Genomic DNA, 16,269 nt, shown 5'->3' with positions numbered 1-16,269 from the left:
TCATTTGAAGATTAAGTTGCAGGCCGCCTTACAGGCACTGCAACAGAATACTGATCGTGTGAAATCTTTCTTTTATCTGCCAGATACATTATATGCTGCATAATTAATAGTTAGTCGTGATAACTCATTAGGCCGCTATAGACGCAAAATGCAAACATTCGTTTGCGTTCATTTGCGGCCAACGACTCTTTACTTTTCCCTTATTCCGCTTAATCATGCTCCTGCTCAAGCCCCGAAGGGGCGCGACATACCAGCCCAGGGCAATGCCTTGGGTATGACGGACAACGGACCCCAGCCCTGACAGGGCGTGACATCGGGAGCCCCACCGTTATGTCACGCCCTTTCAGGGCTAGGCCGAAAAAACAACGCTAACCCAGGGCGTTGCCCTGGGCTGGTAGGTTCGACCCCGTTGGGGTCGGTATGCAACATAGGGTGGAATGGGGTACTAGAATCAAGCCGCAGCGAGCGCTTCGACCACGCGATATTGCGCATCCACCAGCCTTGCGACGATCGGCCCGAGGGCGCAAAAATCGGGTGCGTCATCGTCGTGGCGCATGCTCGAACAAGTCCTGGCCATGCGGCAGTACATGGCCACCTTCTGCGCCAGGTGGTAACCCACGCCCGCGTCATCGGCGGGCGCGAGGCTCACCAGGCAGGCCTGCGCCACGAAATGGGCGGCCTGACGGGAGAAGTCCATCTCCAGCAGGTCCGCTTGCGGGTTGGTCTCCACATAGATCGCATGCACGGCGCGATAGGCCGCGGCGATCTCCTGCGCCGTGGCGTCGCGCTTCGCCGCCACCTCCACCGCGTGATCGATCCGCGGGTCGCTCGCGAGATCCAGCACCTCGGCGATGAACTTCGCTGCCACCTGACGCTGCGCCCGCAGCGGTAAGACATTGAGACGGTTCTTGAAATCCAGGTAACTAGCTATTTTGGCCATGGGTTGTTCCTCAGATGGGACTCAGGGAGACTCACTTGGGCGATTGTTCACTACCGGGGACGGATGGCGTCTTGGCTCGCGCGGCATCGCCAGTCTTGGACAAGGCCGCCGATTTGAGCTGGTCGGGATCGCGCAGTTCAGCGACCCGCTCGGGCGGATAACCCAGCCCGGCGAAGTCCATGATCCCGTCCAGCGCGTGGCACTCGCGGCACTCGCGACCCTTGCCCTGAATGCCGTGGTTGATCGTCAGGGTCCCCATCTGGCGCATCCAGTGCGGCTCGACGTTTACCAGCTTGCCGTTCACCAGTGGATAATTGGTCTTCCAGCCCCCGGACACGCCGAAATAGGACATGAAGTCGTCCATCATATACAGCTTGAACGGCCTCTGATACATCCGCTTGACGATGGGGTCGCGCACCGCCTGCACCACCGCCGCCCGGGAGTCACCGGTTTCATAATAGACCGGATAGTCGAACGGCAGGATCATGGCGCCGAAGGGTCCCTGGTTACCCATATCCTCGTACATCATGGCATTGAAGAGCTTGAACGGGTAGATTCGACTCTTCCCCAGCGCCATCACTGGCCGCAGATTCTGGTCGATCATCGCGCGGCGCCGCTCCAACAGCGCGGGCGACAATTGCGAGAGCGGATCGGTCGCGGCCCGGACATAGGCCTCGATATCGATCTCCGGATAGCGCGCTTTGAGCTCAATGGCCGCGGCACGAACCGCCGCGATCACCTCCGGGTCGCGGATATGCACCATCTGCTGCATCAGTGGATCATAGTCCGTCGTCCCGTTGGGGTTGTTGCCGAGTGCATTGGCCAGAAAGCTGCCATTGCCGTTGAACCAGAGGAAGGTAAACCCCTTGCCGGGCGCCCCTGAGCGATAGATGTCGGTCGGCTCGAAGATCCCCTCCTCCGGGTTCCAGGTCGGGTGTACCCAATCGCGCAGCACCACGTTTTTGTCCTGCAACACCTTAATATGGCAGGTCTCGCAGGCCAGCCGTGCCACATGACCGTTGAGTAACGCACGGTCGGGAGAATTGTTGTGCGGGGTCTGGGTATGACAGGTCTGGCAGGAGACCTCGCGGTTTGGCAGATCGTTGGCGACCAGGTCCACACCTTGCCGTCCGCGCGGGAGCCGATGCCCATCCGGGACGTGACAGTCGGTACACTGGATCGCCGCTGCGGCATGCACGTCGTCCTCGGGGCTAAATGGATTGCCGCGCTTGGCCCCCTGGTGCAGGATCCGTTTGTTCTCGGTGCCGAGCGCCTGCGCCGCCTGATTGTGGGGATAGGCATCGCCGCCCATATTGTGCTGATGGCAACGCAGACAGTGGTCATTACGCGCCGGTCCCACGGAGAGTGCGGCGCGCATGCTCCGATCCTGGTTCCAGCGCAGACCATGGGCGTCACGGATGACATAGCGCTGATTCATATCGTAGTCGGTGCTGTGACAGATCAGACAGTCGATCCCGTCCTTTACCTCATAGGGCACATCGCCGACCGGCATCATCTTTTCGGTGGGCGGCTGATAGTTACCGCCGATATGGCACTGACCGCAGCCCTCGCTACGCAACGTGACCGGGCCCGTGGCCCCCGCGGGACGGCTCGCGACCAGTGCCGCCCAGCCGGTCCAGGAAAAGCTGCCAGGGATACCGCAGGCACGATCGATCTTGCCAACCGGAATCCGATGGGAGCCCGGGGCATTGACCCGACGACCATCATAGCCATAGGTGGAAAAGCCGCCGGTATCGGTCTGGAACTTGAAATGGATCGAGTTGACCAGGTTATCGAGCGTGTCGACCGTGCGCAGATGACCGTCATCCCCGCGGGCCTTCATCCTGGGGTGGCAACCCAGACAGGTCTGCGGTCCCTCATAACGGCGGATGCCGGCCTCCCGGAAATAATCGATATGCCTGGGCTCGCTGTCCCGGATGAGCGATGGTGTATTCATCAGCATCTCGATCTTGACCTGACGGGCAAGCGGCGCCTGATCGGCGCCGACGCTGGCCGCGGCCTTGGTATAACGCGCCTGCCGGCTCAAGTCACGGGCCAGGGCCTCGAACTCCCGCTCGCTCAGGGTCTGGCTGTTGGCATAGGTGAGAAGGGCATTGCTCTTGCCGACATAGGCATCGAAGAGGGGCGGATAGAGAAACTGGTAGGCCAGTACCAGCACGATCAGCACCATGGCGGTGAAGCGCAGGACGCGCCTGGTAGCGTGTTTGCGTAATTTAGACAGGACCTTGGTCATGATGCACTCTCCGACGGCCCGGCCGACGCGCCCGTGCCGCTTTCGCGGTCCCAGCCGGTGAGCATCGCGCGTAGATTAGTGAGGACCGTCTCCCCGGTGGTAATGACATAGATATGCACCATCCAAAAGAGCACCAGGCCATAGGCGACCGCCAGATGGGTCATGGCGACGATCCAGATGGAGCCGAGGCCGAACAGGCTCTCGGGCAGGTAGACCGCGAACAGGAAGGCCCAGCCGCTCAAGATCAGCAGTGGCATCAGCAGATACATGGCCCCCAGATAGCTCAATTGTTGCAGAACATTGAACTTCATCTCCGCACTCACCTTGAAGGGATGGGGCGCGCCGCGGAAGATGCCATACCCATAGTAGCGGATCTGAGCGACGAGCCGTCCCATCAGACCACGCCACCGGACCCGGTAGTGACGGCCATTGTCGGTGAACAGATTGCCCACGACGAAGCCAATCCAGCCCAGGGTCAGCAGGATGCCGGCCGCATTGTGGATCGGCACCGCAAGTTTGAAGCTCAACAACCAGGGGGTGCCGGCATAATGCATGCTGGCACCGGAGAGTAGCAGCACCAGAAACAGCAGTGCGCTGAACCAGTGCCAAAGTCGCACCCAGCCAGGATACAGATAGATTGCACTCATGGTTGCTTCCCCCGCGAGCGTCGATAGGCGAGATAACGACCGAGGCCATGGGCCATCAGCCCCAGCGCGGTCACTCCGATAAAGGCCAGGCTCAGACGGTCGATCAGCGGACTGCGGCTCAGTCCGACCACATAGGCCTCGTTAAACACCGCCTTGCCGAACAGACCGTCGCGCGCCAGGTCTTCCTGGGAGCGATAGGCATAGAGCCGACTGAGCAGGCGCTGACTGCCGGAATGACAGTTGACGCAGGTACTATTGCTCTCTTTGCCCGCCAGGATCTGGTGCGACACGCGCTGCGCCCCATCCCCACCCACCGCGATCGGCGTATGGCACTCGATACAGCGAACGGCCGCCCAATGAGCCTCCCGTTTCGGCAGCCAACGGTGTCGGTCGCTCAATGGATCGGTGACCTGCGCATGGCAGGACAGGCAGACCGCGTTATCGTCCATAACGATCTCACCGAGCGGCTTGCCGACCGTGGAGACGCGAAAGGCGTGCGGGTCGTGACAGGAGTGGCAACCGAAGCCCCGCAGCTTGGGATCATCCCCGGTGGCATGGATGCTCTTGGCAAACTGTCCTGCGATGGCCTCGAACGGATAGCTGATCCGCTCGTGCGCCTCCCGGTGACAACCGACACAGTCGAGTTGCTCACGCCTCGCGTCCTGCGGGTGCGGATAATCGCGGTAGCCTTGCGCGTGACACTTGACGCACGCAACTTTGCCATGGACCGACCCCGCCAAGCGCCCTGGATCGATCGACAGATCGATCAGGTTACCCGTGATGCCGTCCCGGTAGGCGAGGGTCGCCATCCCATGACAACGCAGACAGGCACGATTATCCGCCGGCGGGTCGGCGCTCGCGGCAGCCGCACCCAGCGTACACAGCAACACAGCCATGATCAACGACGTCACGGCCGCCAGACGCCGACGGCGTCGAGGTCCTGGACTCTTAGCGCTCATAGGTACACCTCGAGACGGAAACGGTCGCAGGCCAGACCGACTTGGCGGTGGGTAGCAGGGAGTCGGGCCAAGATTAGCACACGGAAATCCAATCATCGCCTTGGCCCTCTGGCCCCTTGGAATCAGACGCCCACCTCCTTCGATCCGACCGCCGCCGGGTCAGAAATCGGCACCTGGACAATCGGGCGAATCTGGTCTATAACCAGTCTAGCAGAACATAAGCATATAATAATATTCGCGAAGACTTGAGAGTTGTCAATGACAACACGATTCCGGCTACGCGCGGGAGCGGCACGCCGACCGTCGGCGCTCGCGAGGAGATCGCAAAGCCCGAGGAACCCCACGCAAGTTGTACTTTGTCAAGGCACAAGGTGGGACAACACGCATGAACACCGAACCACTGGCATTCGAGCACGCCATCGGCCCCTTCCTGGCCGACCAACTGGAGATCCGCGGGATCAGTCGGCGCAACTTCGTCAAGTTCGCGCTGGGCATCACCGCCGCCATGGGCCTGCCGTTCGGTATGACCAGGCAGGTCATGGCGGCACTGGATCGGCCAGCGGCACGCCCATCGGTGATCTGGCTGCATTTTCAGGAGTGTACCGGCTGTACTGAGTCCCTGCTGCGGGCGACCCATCCAACCGTCGAGACCCTGATCCTCGACCTCATCTCCCTGGACTACTCCGAAACCCTGCTGGCGGCGGCCGGTCATCAGGCCGAAGCGGCGCTGCACGATGCCCTGGCCCAACACCCGGGCCAGTTCATCCTGGTGGTCGAGGGTTCGGTACCGACCGCGGACCACGGCAATTTCTGCAAGATCGCTGGCCAGACGCCCCAGGACATGTTGCACGCGATTGCCCCGCAGGCGGTGGCGGCGGTCGCCATCGGCTCCTGCGCCTCGTGGGGCGGTGTGCAGAGCGCCGCGCCGAACCCGACCGGCGCGGTCGGATTGGCTGAGGCGCTGGGACTGGAAGGCATCCTGAAGTCGGATGGCAGCGCCCTGCCCGTCATCAACCTGCCCGGTTGTCCGGCCTCCCCTTACAACCTGCTCGCGACCCTGCTCTATTACCTGACCCTGCACCGCCTGCCCGAGCTCGACACCAAGGGCCGGCCCAAGTTCGCCTATGGGCGCCTGATCCACGACAACTGCGAACGGCGGCCACATTTCGATGCCGGGCGCTTCGCCGAGCAATTCGGCGACGCCGGCCATCGCCAGGGCTGGTGTCTGTACAAGCTGGGCTGTAAGGGCCCCGAGACCTATGCCAACTGTCCGGCGATCCAGTTCGGCGATGTCGGCGCCAACACCTGGCCGGTGGGTATCGGTCATCCCTGTTTCGGCTGCGCCGAACAGGGGGTGGGTTTCCACAAGGCCCTGCATGAGCAGGCCAAGGTGCTGTCGGTCACCCCCACCTCGCTCTTCCCCGGGGTCTTCACCGAGCATCCCGGCGGCGTGACGGTGGCCTCGGCGGCGGTCGCCGGCGCGATCGGCGGCGGGGCCCTGGTCTATGCCCTGGGGGCCAGCCAAAAACTCAAGCAGACCGAGGCCGCATCCACATCGACCACGGATGAGGAGGCCTAAACGGGCCGGAGGCATCCAATGAACAGCAATCGTCGCGATTTTCTCAAGCTCATGGCCGCCGGGACCGCGGGGGCCGCAACCGCACTCGCCGTCGGCCCGCTCCAGGCGCGCCCCCCGAAACCCCTGCCTCCGGGGGCGATCGGCATCCTCTACGACGCCACGCTCTGTATCGGCTGCAAGGCCTGCGAGGTGGCCTGCAAGGCCGCCAACCAGATGCCGATGGATCACACCTCCGGCCTGGAGCAGTTACATGGCGTCAGCGGGGTTTGGGACGCCCCGGATGACCTGAACAGCCGGACCCTGAACAAGATCAAGCTCTGTGAAACGAACGACGGCAGCGCCGGCGGCCTCAGCTTCGTGCGGCGTGCCTGCATGCATTGCGTCGACCCCAACTGCGTGTCGGCCTGTCCGGTCAGTGCCCTGACCAAGGACCCCGCGACCGGGATCGTCCGCTACAACCCGGACGCCTGTATCGGCTGCCGCTACTGTCAATTGGCCTGTCCGTTCAACGTGCCCAAGTTCGAGTTCGACAAGCCCTTCCCCAAGATCGTCAAGTGCCAACTCTGCACCGAGCGGGTGAGCGAGGGCGAGATTCCGGCCTGCTGCGCGGCCTGCCCTACCGGCGCCACGCTGTTCGGAGGGGTGACGGACCTGTTGGCCGAGGGGCATCGACGGCTGGCCTTCCAACCCGGCGAGGCCCAGGACTACCCCCTGCACCAGTTGGGGACGCATGAGCAGCGCACGGCCAAGGTCACCGGCTATGTGCCGAGCATCTACGGCGAGACGCAGACCGGCGGCACCCAGCAATTGCTGATGGCGGGCGTGCCCTTCGATCAGCTTGGATTGCCGCCGCTCGGCAACGACTCGCGCGCACGCCTCTCCGAGACCATCCAGCACGGCCTGTACCAGGGGATGTTTGCACCCGCGCTACTGCTGGGCGGGCTGGTCTATGCGGTGTATCGCAATAGCCGCCAGGACCGCGAAGAGGACCCGGGGGCGACCGCCGCAGACGCCCCCGGCGTCGACACACAGGAGCGCCATCATGACTGAGGTCTATCGCCCTGTAGGAGGCAAGCTGCTGACCAGGCACTTCTATTTCATGGGCGTCCTGGCCCTGATTGCCGGTTACTTCCTGGTGCGCCGGTTCGTCTTCGGGATCGGCGCCGTCAGCAATCTCAGCGACGGTTTTCCCTGGGGACTCTGGATCACCTATGACGTGGTGGTCGGCACTGCACTTGCCTGCGGCGGTTACGCGATGGCCATCCTGGTCTATGTGTTCCACCGCGGTCAGTTCCATCCGATGATCCGGGCGGCGCTCCTCACCAGCGTCTTCGGCTATACCCTGGCCGGCGTCTCCATCGTGGTGGATGTCGGGCGCTATTGGCAGATCTATAACGTGTTCCGGCCGGGCTACCTCAATCTGAACTCGGTGATGATCGAGGTGGCGCTGTGCGTGACCAGCTATGTCATCGTGCTATGGATCGAGTTTTCACCCGCGATCCTGGAGGCCATGAAGGCCAACCGCCTGCTGCGGCTGATGCGCCATATCCTGTTCTTTTTCATCGGGGTTGGTATCCTGCTGCCGACCATGCACCAGTCATCGCTGGGATCGCTGCTGATCATCGCCGGCTATAAGGTCCACCCGCTCTGGCAGAGCAACCTGATTCCGCTGCTCTTTCTGATCACGGCCGTGGCCATGGGTTATGGCATGGTGGTGTTCGAGTCGCTCTACGCCTCGGTCCAATTGGGGCGTCGGCTCGAAACCACGATGCTCGCGCGCGTCGGCGCGATCATCCCCTGGCTGCTGATCGCCTGGCTGGTGCTGCGGATCGGCGATCTCGCATTCGCCGGTAAGCTCGGCTTGCTGTTGCAGCCCGGAGTCGAGCCCCTCCTGTTCGCGGCGGAAGTGGCCCTGTTCGTCTATGCCAGCGTCATCCTGCTCGATCCGCACCGACGCGTCCGACCCAACGCGCTCTTCTGGAGCGCCCTAGCGGTGGTGTTGGGTGGCGCACTCTATCGCTTCGATGCCTTCCTGATCGCTTATAACCCGGGTCCGGGCTGGCACTATTTTCCAGCAGTCGGCGAGCTGATGATTACGCTGGGCTTCTTCGCCATCGGGATCATGGCCTATCTGTTTTTCGTCAAGAAGACGCCCGTGCTGTCCGCCAACCCTTAGCATCCGATCGATCCGGGGCCGGCCGTCGGCGCCGCCTGGACACCAACTGGAGACCGCGACCGTGAGCACCAAACGCATTTGTGTCGATCCGGTAACCCGCATCGAGGGTCATCTGCGGATCGATTGTGACATCCGCGACGGCAAGGTCGTCGATGCCTGGTCCAGCGGTCAGATGTGGCGCGGGATCGAGACCATCCTGATCGGGCGCGATCCGCGCGACGCCTGGCTCTATACCCAACGCATCTGCGGGGTCTGCACCACGGTCCATGCGATCTGTTCGGTGCGTGCCGTGGAAAACGCCCTGGGGCTGGAGATTCCGCTCAACGCTCAATTGATCCGCAACCTGATCATGGCCGCCCATGGCATCCACGACCATATCGTGCATTTCTATCAACTCTCCGCGTTGGACTGGGTGGATGTCGTCTCGGCGCTCGAGGCCGATCCCCAGGCCACGGCAACGCTCGCTCAAGGTCTGTCGAACTGGCCAAACAACAGCGCGGCGCATTTCGCCGAGGTCCAAGAGCGGATCAAAAAATTCGTCGCCGGCGGGCAGCTCGGTATTTTCGCCCACGGCTATTGGGGACACCCGGCGATGAAGCTGCCGCCCGCGGCCAATCTGATGGCGGTCGCCCATTATCTGGAGGCATTGGAGTATCAGCGCCGCGCCAATCGGATTGTCGCCATCCTGGGCGGCAAGACCCCCCATATCCAGAATCTGGCGGTCGGCGGTGTCGCCAACGCGATCAACCCGGACGAGCAGTCCGCGCTGAATATGGAGCGGCTCGCCTATGTCCGCACGCTCATGGATGAATTGGGCGGCTTCGTGCGGGAGGTCTATCTACCCGATGTCACGGCTATTGCGGGACTCTACGCGGATTGGCTGCCCTATGGCGAAGGCGTCACCGACTATCTGTCGGCGCCCGATTTTCCGCGCGATGCCAAGGGCACCGACTTCGGGATGCCGGGCGGCTATATCCCCAATGGCGATATCAACCAGTTTCACCCGCTCACCCACTTTGGCGACCCCTATTTCGAGCGCAATGTCAAGGAGAGCATCAAGCACAGTTGGTATCAGGGTGACTGGACCCGTTCGCCCTATGCGGAGGACACCGTTCCACACTATACCGACTTCAACGAGGAAGGCGCCTATTCCTGGGTCAAGTCGCCCTCGTTCGCCGACCGGCCGGCCCAGGTCGGCCCGCTCGCCAATGTCCTGGCGATGGTGGCCGCCGGCCATGAAGGGACCAAGCGCTATCTCGACCAGGCGCTCACGCGCATCGCCGCCATCACCGGCTCCGCGGTGCCGATGACTGCGCTGCACTCCAGCCTGGGTCGGCACGCAGCGCGCTGTGTGCGTACCCAGGTACTCTATGACATGCTGCTGGAAAACTACGACGCGCTGATCGCCAACATCGCCAGCGGCGATTACACCAGCTTCAATCCGCCGGTCTTCCCCAAAGGCGAACAGATGGGCTTCGGCTTTCACGAGGCCCCGCGCGGCATCCTGTCGCACTGGATCGTCATCGGGGATGGCAAGATCAAGAACTATCAAGCGGTGGTGCCCTCGACCTGGAACGCCGGACCACGCAACCAGGACGACGCGCGCGGACCCTATGAGGCGGCCCTGATCGGCAATCCAGTCCTCGACGAGGAGCGCCCGCTGGAGGTCTTGCGCACCGTACACTCGTTCGACCCCTGCCTGGCCTGCGCGATCCATCTGCACGATAACCAACGCCAGCGGGTGATCCGTGTCAGCAGCGTCTGATTGGGCCGGCTCACCGAGCCCCAGCGGTATCTTACTGCTGGGGCTGGGCAATCTGCTCTTGAGCGACGAGGGCCTGGGGGTCCATTGCCTGCGTCGGCTCGAAACCGGGTATCGCTTCGAGCCGCCGATCGCCCTGATCGACGGCGGCACCGCCGGTGTGGAGTTGCTGCAGCTGTTCCGGGACCATCAGCGGATTGTGGTGATCGACGCCTTGGACGGCGGCCAGCCGCCGGGCACGGTGAGCGTGATCCGTGATGAGGCCATCCGCCGCGCCCTGGAGGTCAAACTCACCCTGCATCATCTGGGACTCGCCGAGGTGCTGGCCCTGCTCGATCTGCTCGATGAGCGACCGGCCGAGTTGGTATTGATCGGCGTTGCGCCGCAGCGCCTGGAGCTTGATCTGGAACTGTCGCCCGGCGTCGCCGCGGCCATCCCGGCGGTCATTACGACCGTGGAAGCGGTCCTGACCGGCTGGGGGGTGCAGGTCAGAACCAGACCTCCGGATAGCGCCGGGTACGCGGAATGTTATTGATCAGGAGCGCGACGATGAGCAGGACCAGGGGGCCGAGCGTGGCCGGCACCAACACATAGAGAAACCCCAGTGCGTGAACATGATCCGAGCCGATCACCGCAATCAGCGCCGTGGCACCGCCCGGCGGGTGCAGCGTCTTGGTGAGATGCATCAGTGCAATGGCCGTCGCCACGGCAACGGCCTGGGCGAGCCAGGGGTCCACCTGCAGTAACTTCCAACTGGCCACACCCACCAGGGCCGACAGGATGTGGCCGCCCATCAGGTTGCGGGGCTGGGCCAGCGGGCTGCGCACGGCACCGAAGACGAGCACCGCAGAGGCCCCGAGCGAGCCGATCATCAGGTTGAAGTCGGTCCCGGTGAAGAAGCGCTGATTCAGCCAGGCGACCACGGCGATGCCGACGAAGGCTCCGGCCCACGACCACAGGACCTCCTCGCGACTCACGCGCGGCGGGCTACCGCGGGTCGTCCCCCGCATCTTGCGCAGGTAGGTTTGCAGCCCCGCGAGCAGTCCCAACCCGGCACTCATGGTGCTGCATCCAACGGGCAGGCGGTGAGAAAGTCCTTGCGTAACAGTATGCCGACGCAACGCCCATGGCTGTCGACGACCGGCATGCCGCGGCCCGGATGGCGGCGAAAGGCCCCCAGCATCTCGCGCAACCCGGCCTGCTCACTCACCGCGACGGCGGGTGTCGACATGATGGCGCCCGTTGCGGTGTCGCGACAGCGCTCGACCAGCCCGCCCTCGCCCTCGATCAGGTGCAGCAGCAGTTCGAGAAAGCTGCCCGCGCCGAGCAGGCGCAGCACGTCAGTCTCGGTCAGCATTCCCAGCACGCGGCCATCCGCGTCGACGACCGGTAAGGTCTTGAGACCCTGGCGGACCAGCGCGCGCGCCGCCTCGTCGAGAGGCGTCGCCGGCCGCAGCGGCGCGATGCCCGAACGCATCAGATCGCGGGCACAGACCCCGCTCAACAGGCGCTCGACGGCATGGGCGTGGGCCAGGTGATAGATGATCCTGAAATCGGTCGTAGTGATATCGATATAGCCCGGGATGTGTCGCATCGCATCCAGGATGTCGGCGTCCGAGAGTTCGAGCTGCGCCGCCCCGGGTGCGGCCACTTGCTCCTGAGGGAGACTGGGTAGCTGGTGAGTCATTGGCGAACTCCGGGCTCAGACTGGAAGATTGACCGGGCGGGACCAAGTGTCCGATCGCCTATTTGAGTCCATGGGGCCCCTGACTGGCCTTGATCTTGGTCAAGCCGTGCGCCGCCGACCCTCGAATCAGACCAGTCCTCTGCGGGTGATGAAACCGATTCCCCGGCCTGGAACACGCCACCGGCCGAACGCCTGTCCACGCCAGCCACCGACTCCCCGGCACAGCCCCCCGGCGGGTCCGCTCCCTGGCAGGCTGGGGCCGCCGCCCTTGGCTGGTGTCGCCGCGCCCTGAACCGATGCGGTCACGACACCCACGCGACCGACCACGCCCTCGATGACACAAATGTCCGCATCCGCCAGGACCGTGGTCGCCTGTGGTCCACAACGCCCGGATCACATTGATTCCCTCAGTGTCTGCCTCCAGTTTATCTGGACCTTGTCAAGCTTGTCCCCGACCATGAGGAGCTAACACCATGTCGACGGCCGAAATTACAGTCCCTTTGGATAGCGAAGGTTTTCTCGTTAACCGTGACGATTGGAGCGAGGAGATCGCCGAGGGGCTGGCCCGCGGCGATGACTTTGAGCTGACCGAGCAGGTGCGCGACTTCATCAACCAGGCCCGTGCCATGTACGAACAAGACGGGGTGGTACCGCCGCTGCGCATCTTCGCGAAAAAACAGGGGGTCACTACCAAGGACCTCTACGCGATCTTCAAGAAGGGACCCATGAAGCTCATCTGCAAATGGGGCGGCCTGCCCAAGCCGACCGGCTGTGTCTGAACCTGCGGGAAGACTGCGGCGAGGCGGCGACGACCGGCCCTAATGGATGGTCCAGCCTCAGTCAGGCCGAGGAACCAGCCCGGCCGGCGGGACCCAAAAAGCGGTCGCAGAAAAACGCACTAAACTCCGGCCACCGACGCCCGCGGCGGCCCGTCGCGGCCAGGGGGCCGCTCCTACGGGCACAGCCGCCTGCGTCGGGCCGACTTCAGCCAATGCCCGACGACCAGACTGTTACTTTTATCAATGCCTTCGTCACGGCGCCCCCGTAGACTCCCCGGCAACCCATGATCGCCCTGGCTAGCAGGCTGTCGGACTTAGTGATGCAACCGATTGAATGCAAAGAGTTTCCTCTTTTGCGCCAAAAAGTCGTTTTCCTGTTTAATCAATCGGTTACGCCATCAAGTCCGACAGGCTGCTAGAACCTCTGCATGCTAGCGCACATCGGTCGCCGCCCACTGTGACCAAGTCACTGAGTCGACGCACTCGACCTGCTACCTTGACGGTTGCTGCCAACCCCCTAGCCCGGCACTGACCACCCGATCCGCGGATCGCGCAAGCGCCAGCGGGTCGATGGTCAGTGGCTATCTGACCGGGACAGCGGTATCACGCTGAGTCAATGCGCTTCGATCATCTGCGGCCAAGCCCGGGCGGTCCTGTTCAATCACAAACCGGGTCGCCACCGCCCCCGCACCCCCAAAGGAAAAGCGCCATGCGTGTCCTGCTCTGCGGCCTCTTCGCCGTGACCCTCCTGTCATTCACGTTCGCCCAGGCGCGGAGCAACTGGCCGACCCCGCCCATTGAGGGGGACCCCCTCACCCAGGTGTCCGGCTCGCTGACCGGCGGCAGCGCCGACCATAGCAAATTCGCGGCGCTCAAGGGTCCCTTCGCCAGCGGCCCGGAGGTGACCAAGGCGTGTCTTGGTTGCCACACCGAGAGCGGCAAGCACTTCATGAAGAACATCCACTGGACCTGGAATTTCACCAACCCTGAGACCGGCCAGCAGCTCGGAAAGAAGCATCTGATCAACAATTTCTGCACCAACGCCCGGGGCAATGAGGGGATGTGTGCCCAGTGCCACGCGGGCTACGGCTGGAAAGACGAGACCTTCGACTTCACCAACCAGGACAACATCGACTGCCTGGTCTGTCACGACCATACCGAAACCTATTACAAGACCCCCAACAACGGCGGGAACAAGAGCTGTTCCGTGATGTTCGAGGGGCTGCCCGCCATGGATCTGACCCGCATCGCTCAAGCGGTTGAGTTACCCGACCGTACCAACTGCGGGGCCTGTCATTTCAACGGCGGCGGTGGCGACAACGTGAAGCACGGCGACCTCTCGTCCGCCCTTAAGCACCCGCCACGCGATCTGGACGTACACATGTCTCCAAACGGGCAGAACTTTGCCTGCACCGCCTGTCATGTCACGAGGAACCACGTCTGGGCCGGTAGCCGTTATGCCGTCATCGCCAAAGACACGAGCGGCCCGGGCCGCCCTGGTCAGCGCCGCGATGTGGCCACCTGCGAGTCCTGCCACGGCGCCGCCCCCCACCATGAGGGCTCGGTCAAGCACCGCAAGCTCAACGATCATGTTGCCTCGGTGGCCTGCCAGACCTGCCACATCCCCCGCTTCGCCCGCGGCGGGGTCGCCACTGTGATGAATTGGGACTGGCGCACCGCCGGCAAGACCAAGGACGGCGAGGGCTACCATGAGCACGGTTATACCCAGGGCAATGGGGAGGAACGCTACACCTACAAATCGATCAAGGGCAGCTTCACCTACGCCGAGAACGTCATCCCTGAATATGGCTGGTTCAACGGCCAGATGCGCTACACCACCATCGACACCCATTTCGACTTGAAGAATCAACCCATCGCTATCAATGCCTATCTGGGTTCACGCGCCGACGGACGCTCACGCATCTGGCCATTCAAGCGCATGCACACCTGGCTGCCCTTCGACATCGGCAACGGCACTCTGGTCTATACCCACCTGTGGGGGGAAGACCCCGACGCCTATTGGGGCAATTACGATATGGGTAAGGCGATCGCCCGCGGCATGAAAGACTTCGGACTCGACTACTCTGGCCAGTTCGACTATCTCGAGACCGTCTCTTATTGGCCCATCACCCACATGGTCGCACCGAAAGAAAACGCCGTCGCCTGTAGCGACTGTCACATGCAGAACGGTCGGCTGAATGCGGTCACCGGCGTCTATCTGCCAGGCCGCGACCGCAATCGCTGGGTCGATCTGGCCGGCATGATCCTGTTCTTCGGCACCCTCGGCGGGATCCTGACGCACAGCGTGATGCGCGGCCTGAGCCGCTTTAAGAACCGCCACCTTAATCGCCGCCCCGACCACACCGGAGGAAACCCCTTGTGAGCATGCGCCAAGTCCTGATCTATACCCTCTTCGAACGCTTCTGGCACTGGGCGCAGGTAACACTCATCGTCATTATGCTGGTCAGCGGTTTCGCCATTCATGGGATCAATCAATGGATGAGCTTCGATGAGGCGGTGACCCTGCACACCCTCTCCGCCTTAGCGCTCCTGGCCCTGTGGGTCATGGCCACCTTCTGGCTCTTCACCACCGGCAACTGGAAGCACTACCTGCCGACCGCCGCCGGACTCGGCCAGGTGGTCCGCTTCTATTCCTATGGAATCTTCAAGGGCGAGCGCCACCCCTACCGCAAGGCGTATTGGCGCAAACACAACCCACTCCAGGCCATCGCCTACCTGGCGCTGAAGATCGTCCTGTTTCCGCTCATCTGGGCCTCGGGGATCATCTATCTGCTCTATTTCGCCTGGGGCGACACCCCCGACGCGGCGCTCTGGCTGGAGCGGGTGGCGCTGATCCACACCGCCACCGCCTATGCCATCCTGACCTTCGTGGTCACTCACGTCTATATGCTGACCATCGGGTCTTTCCTGCACCATGTCGCACCGATGGTCACTGGCTTCGACGAGGTCGAACTGAGCCCGGAGGAAGAGGCCTACCTCGTCAAGGACGAGCCCAGCCGCATTCGCTGACCCCAACCCGTCGATGAAAGTCGCGCCGGGAGCACGCCCCAATTCTCCCTCCCCCCTCGGGGGATGGCCGGGGAAAGGGAACGGCCAAGGCGCCCGTGGGCGGCCCGGCGCCATGGCCGTTACAGGGGAATCCGTGCAGCGTTTGCCCGGACAATGTCCGAGGACTAGACTGCGACTTTTATCAATGCCCTCGACACGGCGACCCGGTAGACTTCCCGTCAATCCATCCGAATAACCGCCCCGCCCCGACGCCCAGACCGGCGACCGGCGCGGTCGCGGCGGCCCCTCTCCACCGGAGTTTACCCATGAACTGCAACCCCTTGGCCCTCTATCAACCCATCCCCGCGCCGCACCACTCCAGGCACCTCTGGCCCTGGCTGCCGGTGCTCGCCGCCGCCACCGCGTTGAGCGCCTTGCTGCTCGCGGCCGACTTCGCGCTGCACTGAGCGGCGCACC

General features: G+C 63.2%; 15 protein-coding genes. 9 read left to right on the top strand and 6 right to left on the bottom strand.

Features of this window, described 5'->3' with window-relative positions; all coding sequences use genetic code 11:
* Window positions 1–451: 451 nt before the first annotated feature.
* The 4 genes from QZX93_RS17665 to QZX93_RS17650 are packed head-to-tail and all read right to left on the bottom strand — an operon-like array spanning window position 452 to window position 4,752.
* Window positions 452–940, bottom strand: a complete 489-nt coding sequence (locus tag QZX93_RS17665) for a hypothetical protein (RefSeq protein ID WP_295388742.1) — start codon at window positions 938–940, stop codon at window positions 452–454.
* A gap of 31 nt (window positions 941–971) precedes the next feature.
* A complete protein-coding gene (locus tag QZX93_RS17660) occupies window positions 972–3,194 on the bottom strand; it encodes a multiheme c-type cytochrome (protein WP_295388743.1) in 2,223 nt (740 codons plus the stop codon).
* Complete coding sequence (locus tag QZX93_RS17655; protein ID WP_295388744.1) at window positions 3,191–3,841, bottom strand: cytochrome b/b6 domain-containing protein; 651 nt, start codon at window positions 3,839–3,841, stop codon at window positions 3,191–3,193. The genes QZX93_RS17660 and QZX93_RS17655 overlap by 4 nt, the downstream gene beginning before the upstream one ends.
* A complete protein-coding gene (locus tag QZX93_RS17650) occupies window positions 3,838–4,752 on the bottom strand; it encodes a cytochrome c3 family protein (protein WP_295388745.1) in 915 nt (304 codons plus the stop codon). The genes QZX93_RS17655 and QZX93_RS17650 overlap by 4 nt, the downstream gene beginning before the upstream one ends.
* 433 nt (window positions 4,753–5,185) lie before the next feature.
* Between QZX93_RS17650 and QZX93_RS17645 the strand changes: the two genes are divergently transcribed.
* The 5 genes from QZX93_RS17645 (at window position 5,186) to QZX93_RS17625 (ending at window position 10,852) form a co-directional block, all read left to right on the top strand.
* Entirely contained in the window at window positions 5,186–6,379 is a 1,194-nt protein-coding gene (locus QZX93_RS17645; protein ID WP_295388746.1) for a hydrogenase small subunit, read from the top strand.
* Window positions 6,380–6,397: 18 nt separating this feature from the next.
* On the top strand, window positions 6,398–7,429 hold the full coding sequence (hybA, locus tag QZX93_RS17640; RefSeq protein WP_295388747.1) for a hydrogenase 2 operon protein HybA: 1,032 nt from the start codon (window positions 6,398–6,400) through the stop codon (window positions 7,427–7,429).
* Entirely contained in the window at window positions 7,422–8,555 is a 1,134-nt protein-coding gene (gene hybB / locus QZX93_RS17635) for a Ni/Fe-hydrogenase cytochrome b subunit (protein ID WP_295388748.1), read from the top strand. Before hybA ends, hybB begins: the two co-directional genes overlap by 8 nt.
* Window positions 8,556–8,616: 61 nt before the next feature.
* Window positions 8,617–10,320, top strand: coding sequence for a nickel-dependent hydrogenase large subunit (locus QZX93_RS17630; RefSeq protein WP_295388749.1), 1,704 nt, complete (start codon window positions 8,617–8,619; stop codon window positions 10,318–10,320).
* Window positions 10,304–10,852, top strand: a complete 549-nt coding sequence (locus tag QZX93_RS17625; RefSeq protein ID WP_295388750.1) for a HyaD/HybD family hydrogenase maturation endopeptidase — start codon at window positions 10,304–10,306, stop codon at window positions 10,850–10,852. The genes QZX93_RS17630 and QZX93_RS17625 overlap by 17 nt, the downstream gene beginning before the upstream one ends.
* Here QZX93_RS17625 and QZX93_RS17620 read toward each other — a convergent pair.
* Together QZX93_RS17620 and QZX93_RS17615 are read right to left on the bottom strand one after the other, a co-directional pair.
* Window positions 10,806–11,378, bottom strand: a complete 573-nt coding sequence (locus QZX93_RS17620) for an HPP family protein (RefSeq protein ID WP_295388751.1) — start codon at window positions 11,376–11,378, stop codon at window positions 10,806–10,808. The genes QZX93_RS17625 and QZX93_RS17620 overlap by 47 nt on opposite strands.
* Complete coding sequence (locus tag QZX93_RS17615; protein ID WP_295388752.1) at window positions 11,375–12,004, bottom strand: CBS domain-containing protein; 630 nt, start codon at window positions 12,002–12,004, stop codon at window positions 11,375–11,377. The genes QZX93_RS17620 and QZX93_RS17615 overlap by 4 nt, the downstream gene beginning before the upstream one ends.
* A gap of 473 nt (window positions 12,005–12,477) precedes the next feature.
* Between QZX93_RS17615 and QZX93_RS17610 the strand changes: the two genes are divergently transcribed.
* From QZX93_RS17610 to QZX93_RS17595, 4 genes are all read left to right on the top strand, one after another.
* Window positions 12,478–12,783, top strand: a complete 306-nt coding sequence (locus QZX93_RS17610; protein WP_295388753.1) for a TusE/DsrC/DsvC family sulfur relay protein — start codon at window positions 12,478–12,480, stop codon at window positions 12,781–12,783.
* Window positions 12,784–13,492: 709 nt separating this feature from the next.
* Window positions 13,493–15,166: a tetrathionate reductase family octaheme c-type cytochrome gene (locus tag QZX93_RS17605; protein WP_295388754.1), complete on the top strand. Its 1,674-nt coding sequence runs from the start codon at window positions 13,493–13,495 to the stop codon at window positions 15,164–15,166.
* The gene (locus QZX93_RS17600) at window positions 15,163–15,813 is read left to right on the top strand and encodes a cytochrome b/b6 domain-containing protein (RefSeq protein ID WP_295388755.1); all 651 of its coding nucleotides are present in this window, start codon (window positions 15,163–15,165) and stop codon (window positions 15,811–15,813) included. The genes QZX93_RS17605 and QZX93_RS17600 overlap by 4 nt, the downstream gene beginning before the upstream one ends.
* Window positions 15,814–16,118: 305 nt before the next feature.
* On the top strand, window positions 16,119–16,259 hold the full coding sequence (locus QZX93_RS17595; RefSeq protein ID WP_295388756.1) for a hypothetical protein: 141 nt from the start codon (window positions 16,119–16,121) through the stop codon (window positions 16,257–16,259).
* Window positions 16,260–16,269: the final 10 nt, after the last annotated feature.

The organism is uncultured Thiodictyon sp. (assembly GCF_903946935.1).
Lineage (GTDB): Bacteria > Pseudomonadota > Gammaproteobacteria > Chromatiales > Chromatiaceae > Thiodictyon.
Note: the sequence above shows the minus strand (reverse complement) of the source record. Positions and strands in the feature narration are given on the sequence as shown.

What these genes read in the sequence shown, in the direction of transcription:
- QZX93_RS17595 (WP_295388756.1), top strand. Translation starts at nt 16,119, where the DNA reads ATGAACTGCAACCCCTTGGCCCTCTATCAACCCATCCCCGCGCCGCAC.
- hybB (WP_295388748.1), top strand. Translation starts at nt 7,422, where the DNA reads ATGACTGAGGTCTATCGCCCTGTAGGAGGCAAGCTGCTGACCAGGCAC.
- QZX93_RS17610 (WP_295388753.1), top strand. Translation starts at nt 12,478, where the DNA reads ATGTCGACGGCCGAAATTACAGTCCCTTTGGATAGCGAAGGTTTTCTC.
- QZX93_RS17615 (WP_295388752.1), bottom strand. Translation starts at nt 12,004, where the DNA reads ATGACTCACCAGCTACCCAGTCTCCCTCAGGAGCAAGTGGCCGCACCC.
- QZX93_RS17660 (WP_295388743.1), bottom strand. Translation starts at nt 3,194, where the DNA reads ATGACCAAGGTCCTGTCTAAATTACGCAAACACGCTACCAGGCGCGTC.
- QZX93_RS17620 (WP_295388751.1), bottom strand. Translation starts at nt 11,378, where the DNA reads ATGAGTGCCGGGTTGGGACTGCTCGCGGGGCTGCAAACCTACCTGCGC.
- QZX93_RS17655 (WP_295388744.1), bottom strand. Translation starts at nt 3,841, where the DNA reads ATGAGTGCAATCTATCTGTATCCTGGCTGGGTGCGACTTTGGCACTGG.
- hybA (WP_295388747.1), top strand. Translation starts at nt 6,398, where the DNA reads ATGAACAGCAATCGTCGCGATTTTCTCAAGCTCATGGCCGCCGGGACC.
- QZX93_RS17665 (WP_295388742.1), bottom strand. Translation starts at nt 940, where the DNA reads ATGGCCAAAATAGCTAGTTACCTGGATTTCAAGAACCGTCTCAATGTC.
- QZX93_RS17605 (WP_295388754.1), top strand. Translation starts at nt 13,493, where the DNA reads ATGCGTGTCCTGCTCTGCGGCCTCTTCGCCGTGACCCTCCTGTCATTC.
- QZX93_RS17645 (WP_295388746.1), top strand. Translation starts at nt 5,186, where the DNA reads ATGAACACCGAACCACTGGCATTCGAGCACGCCATCGGCCCCTTCCTG.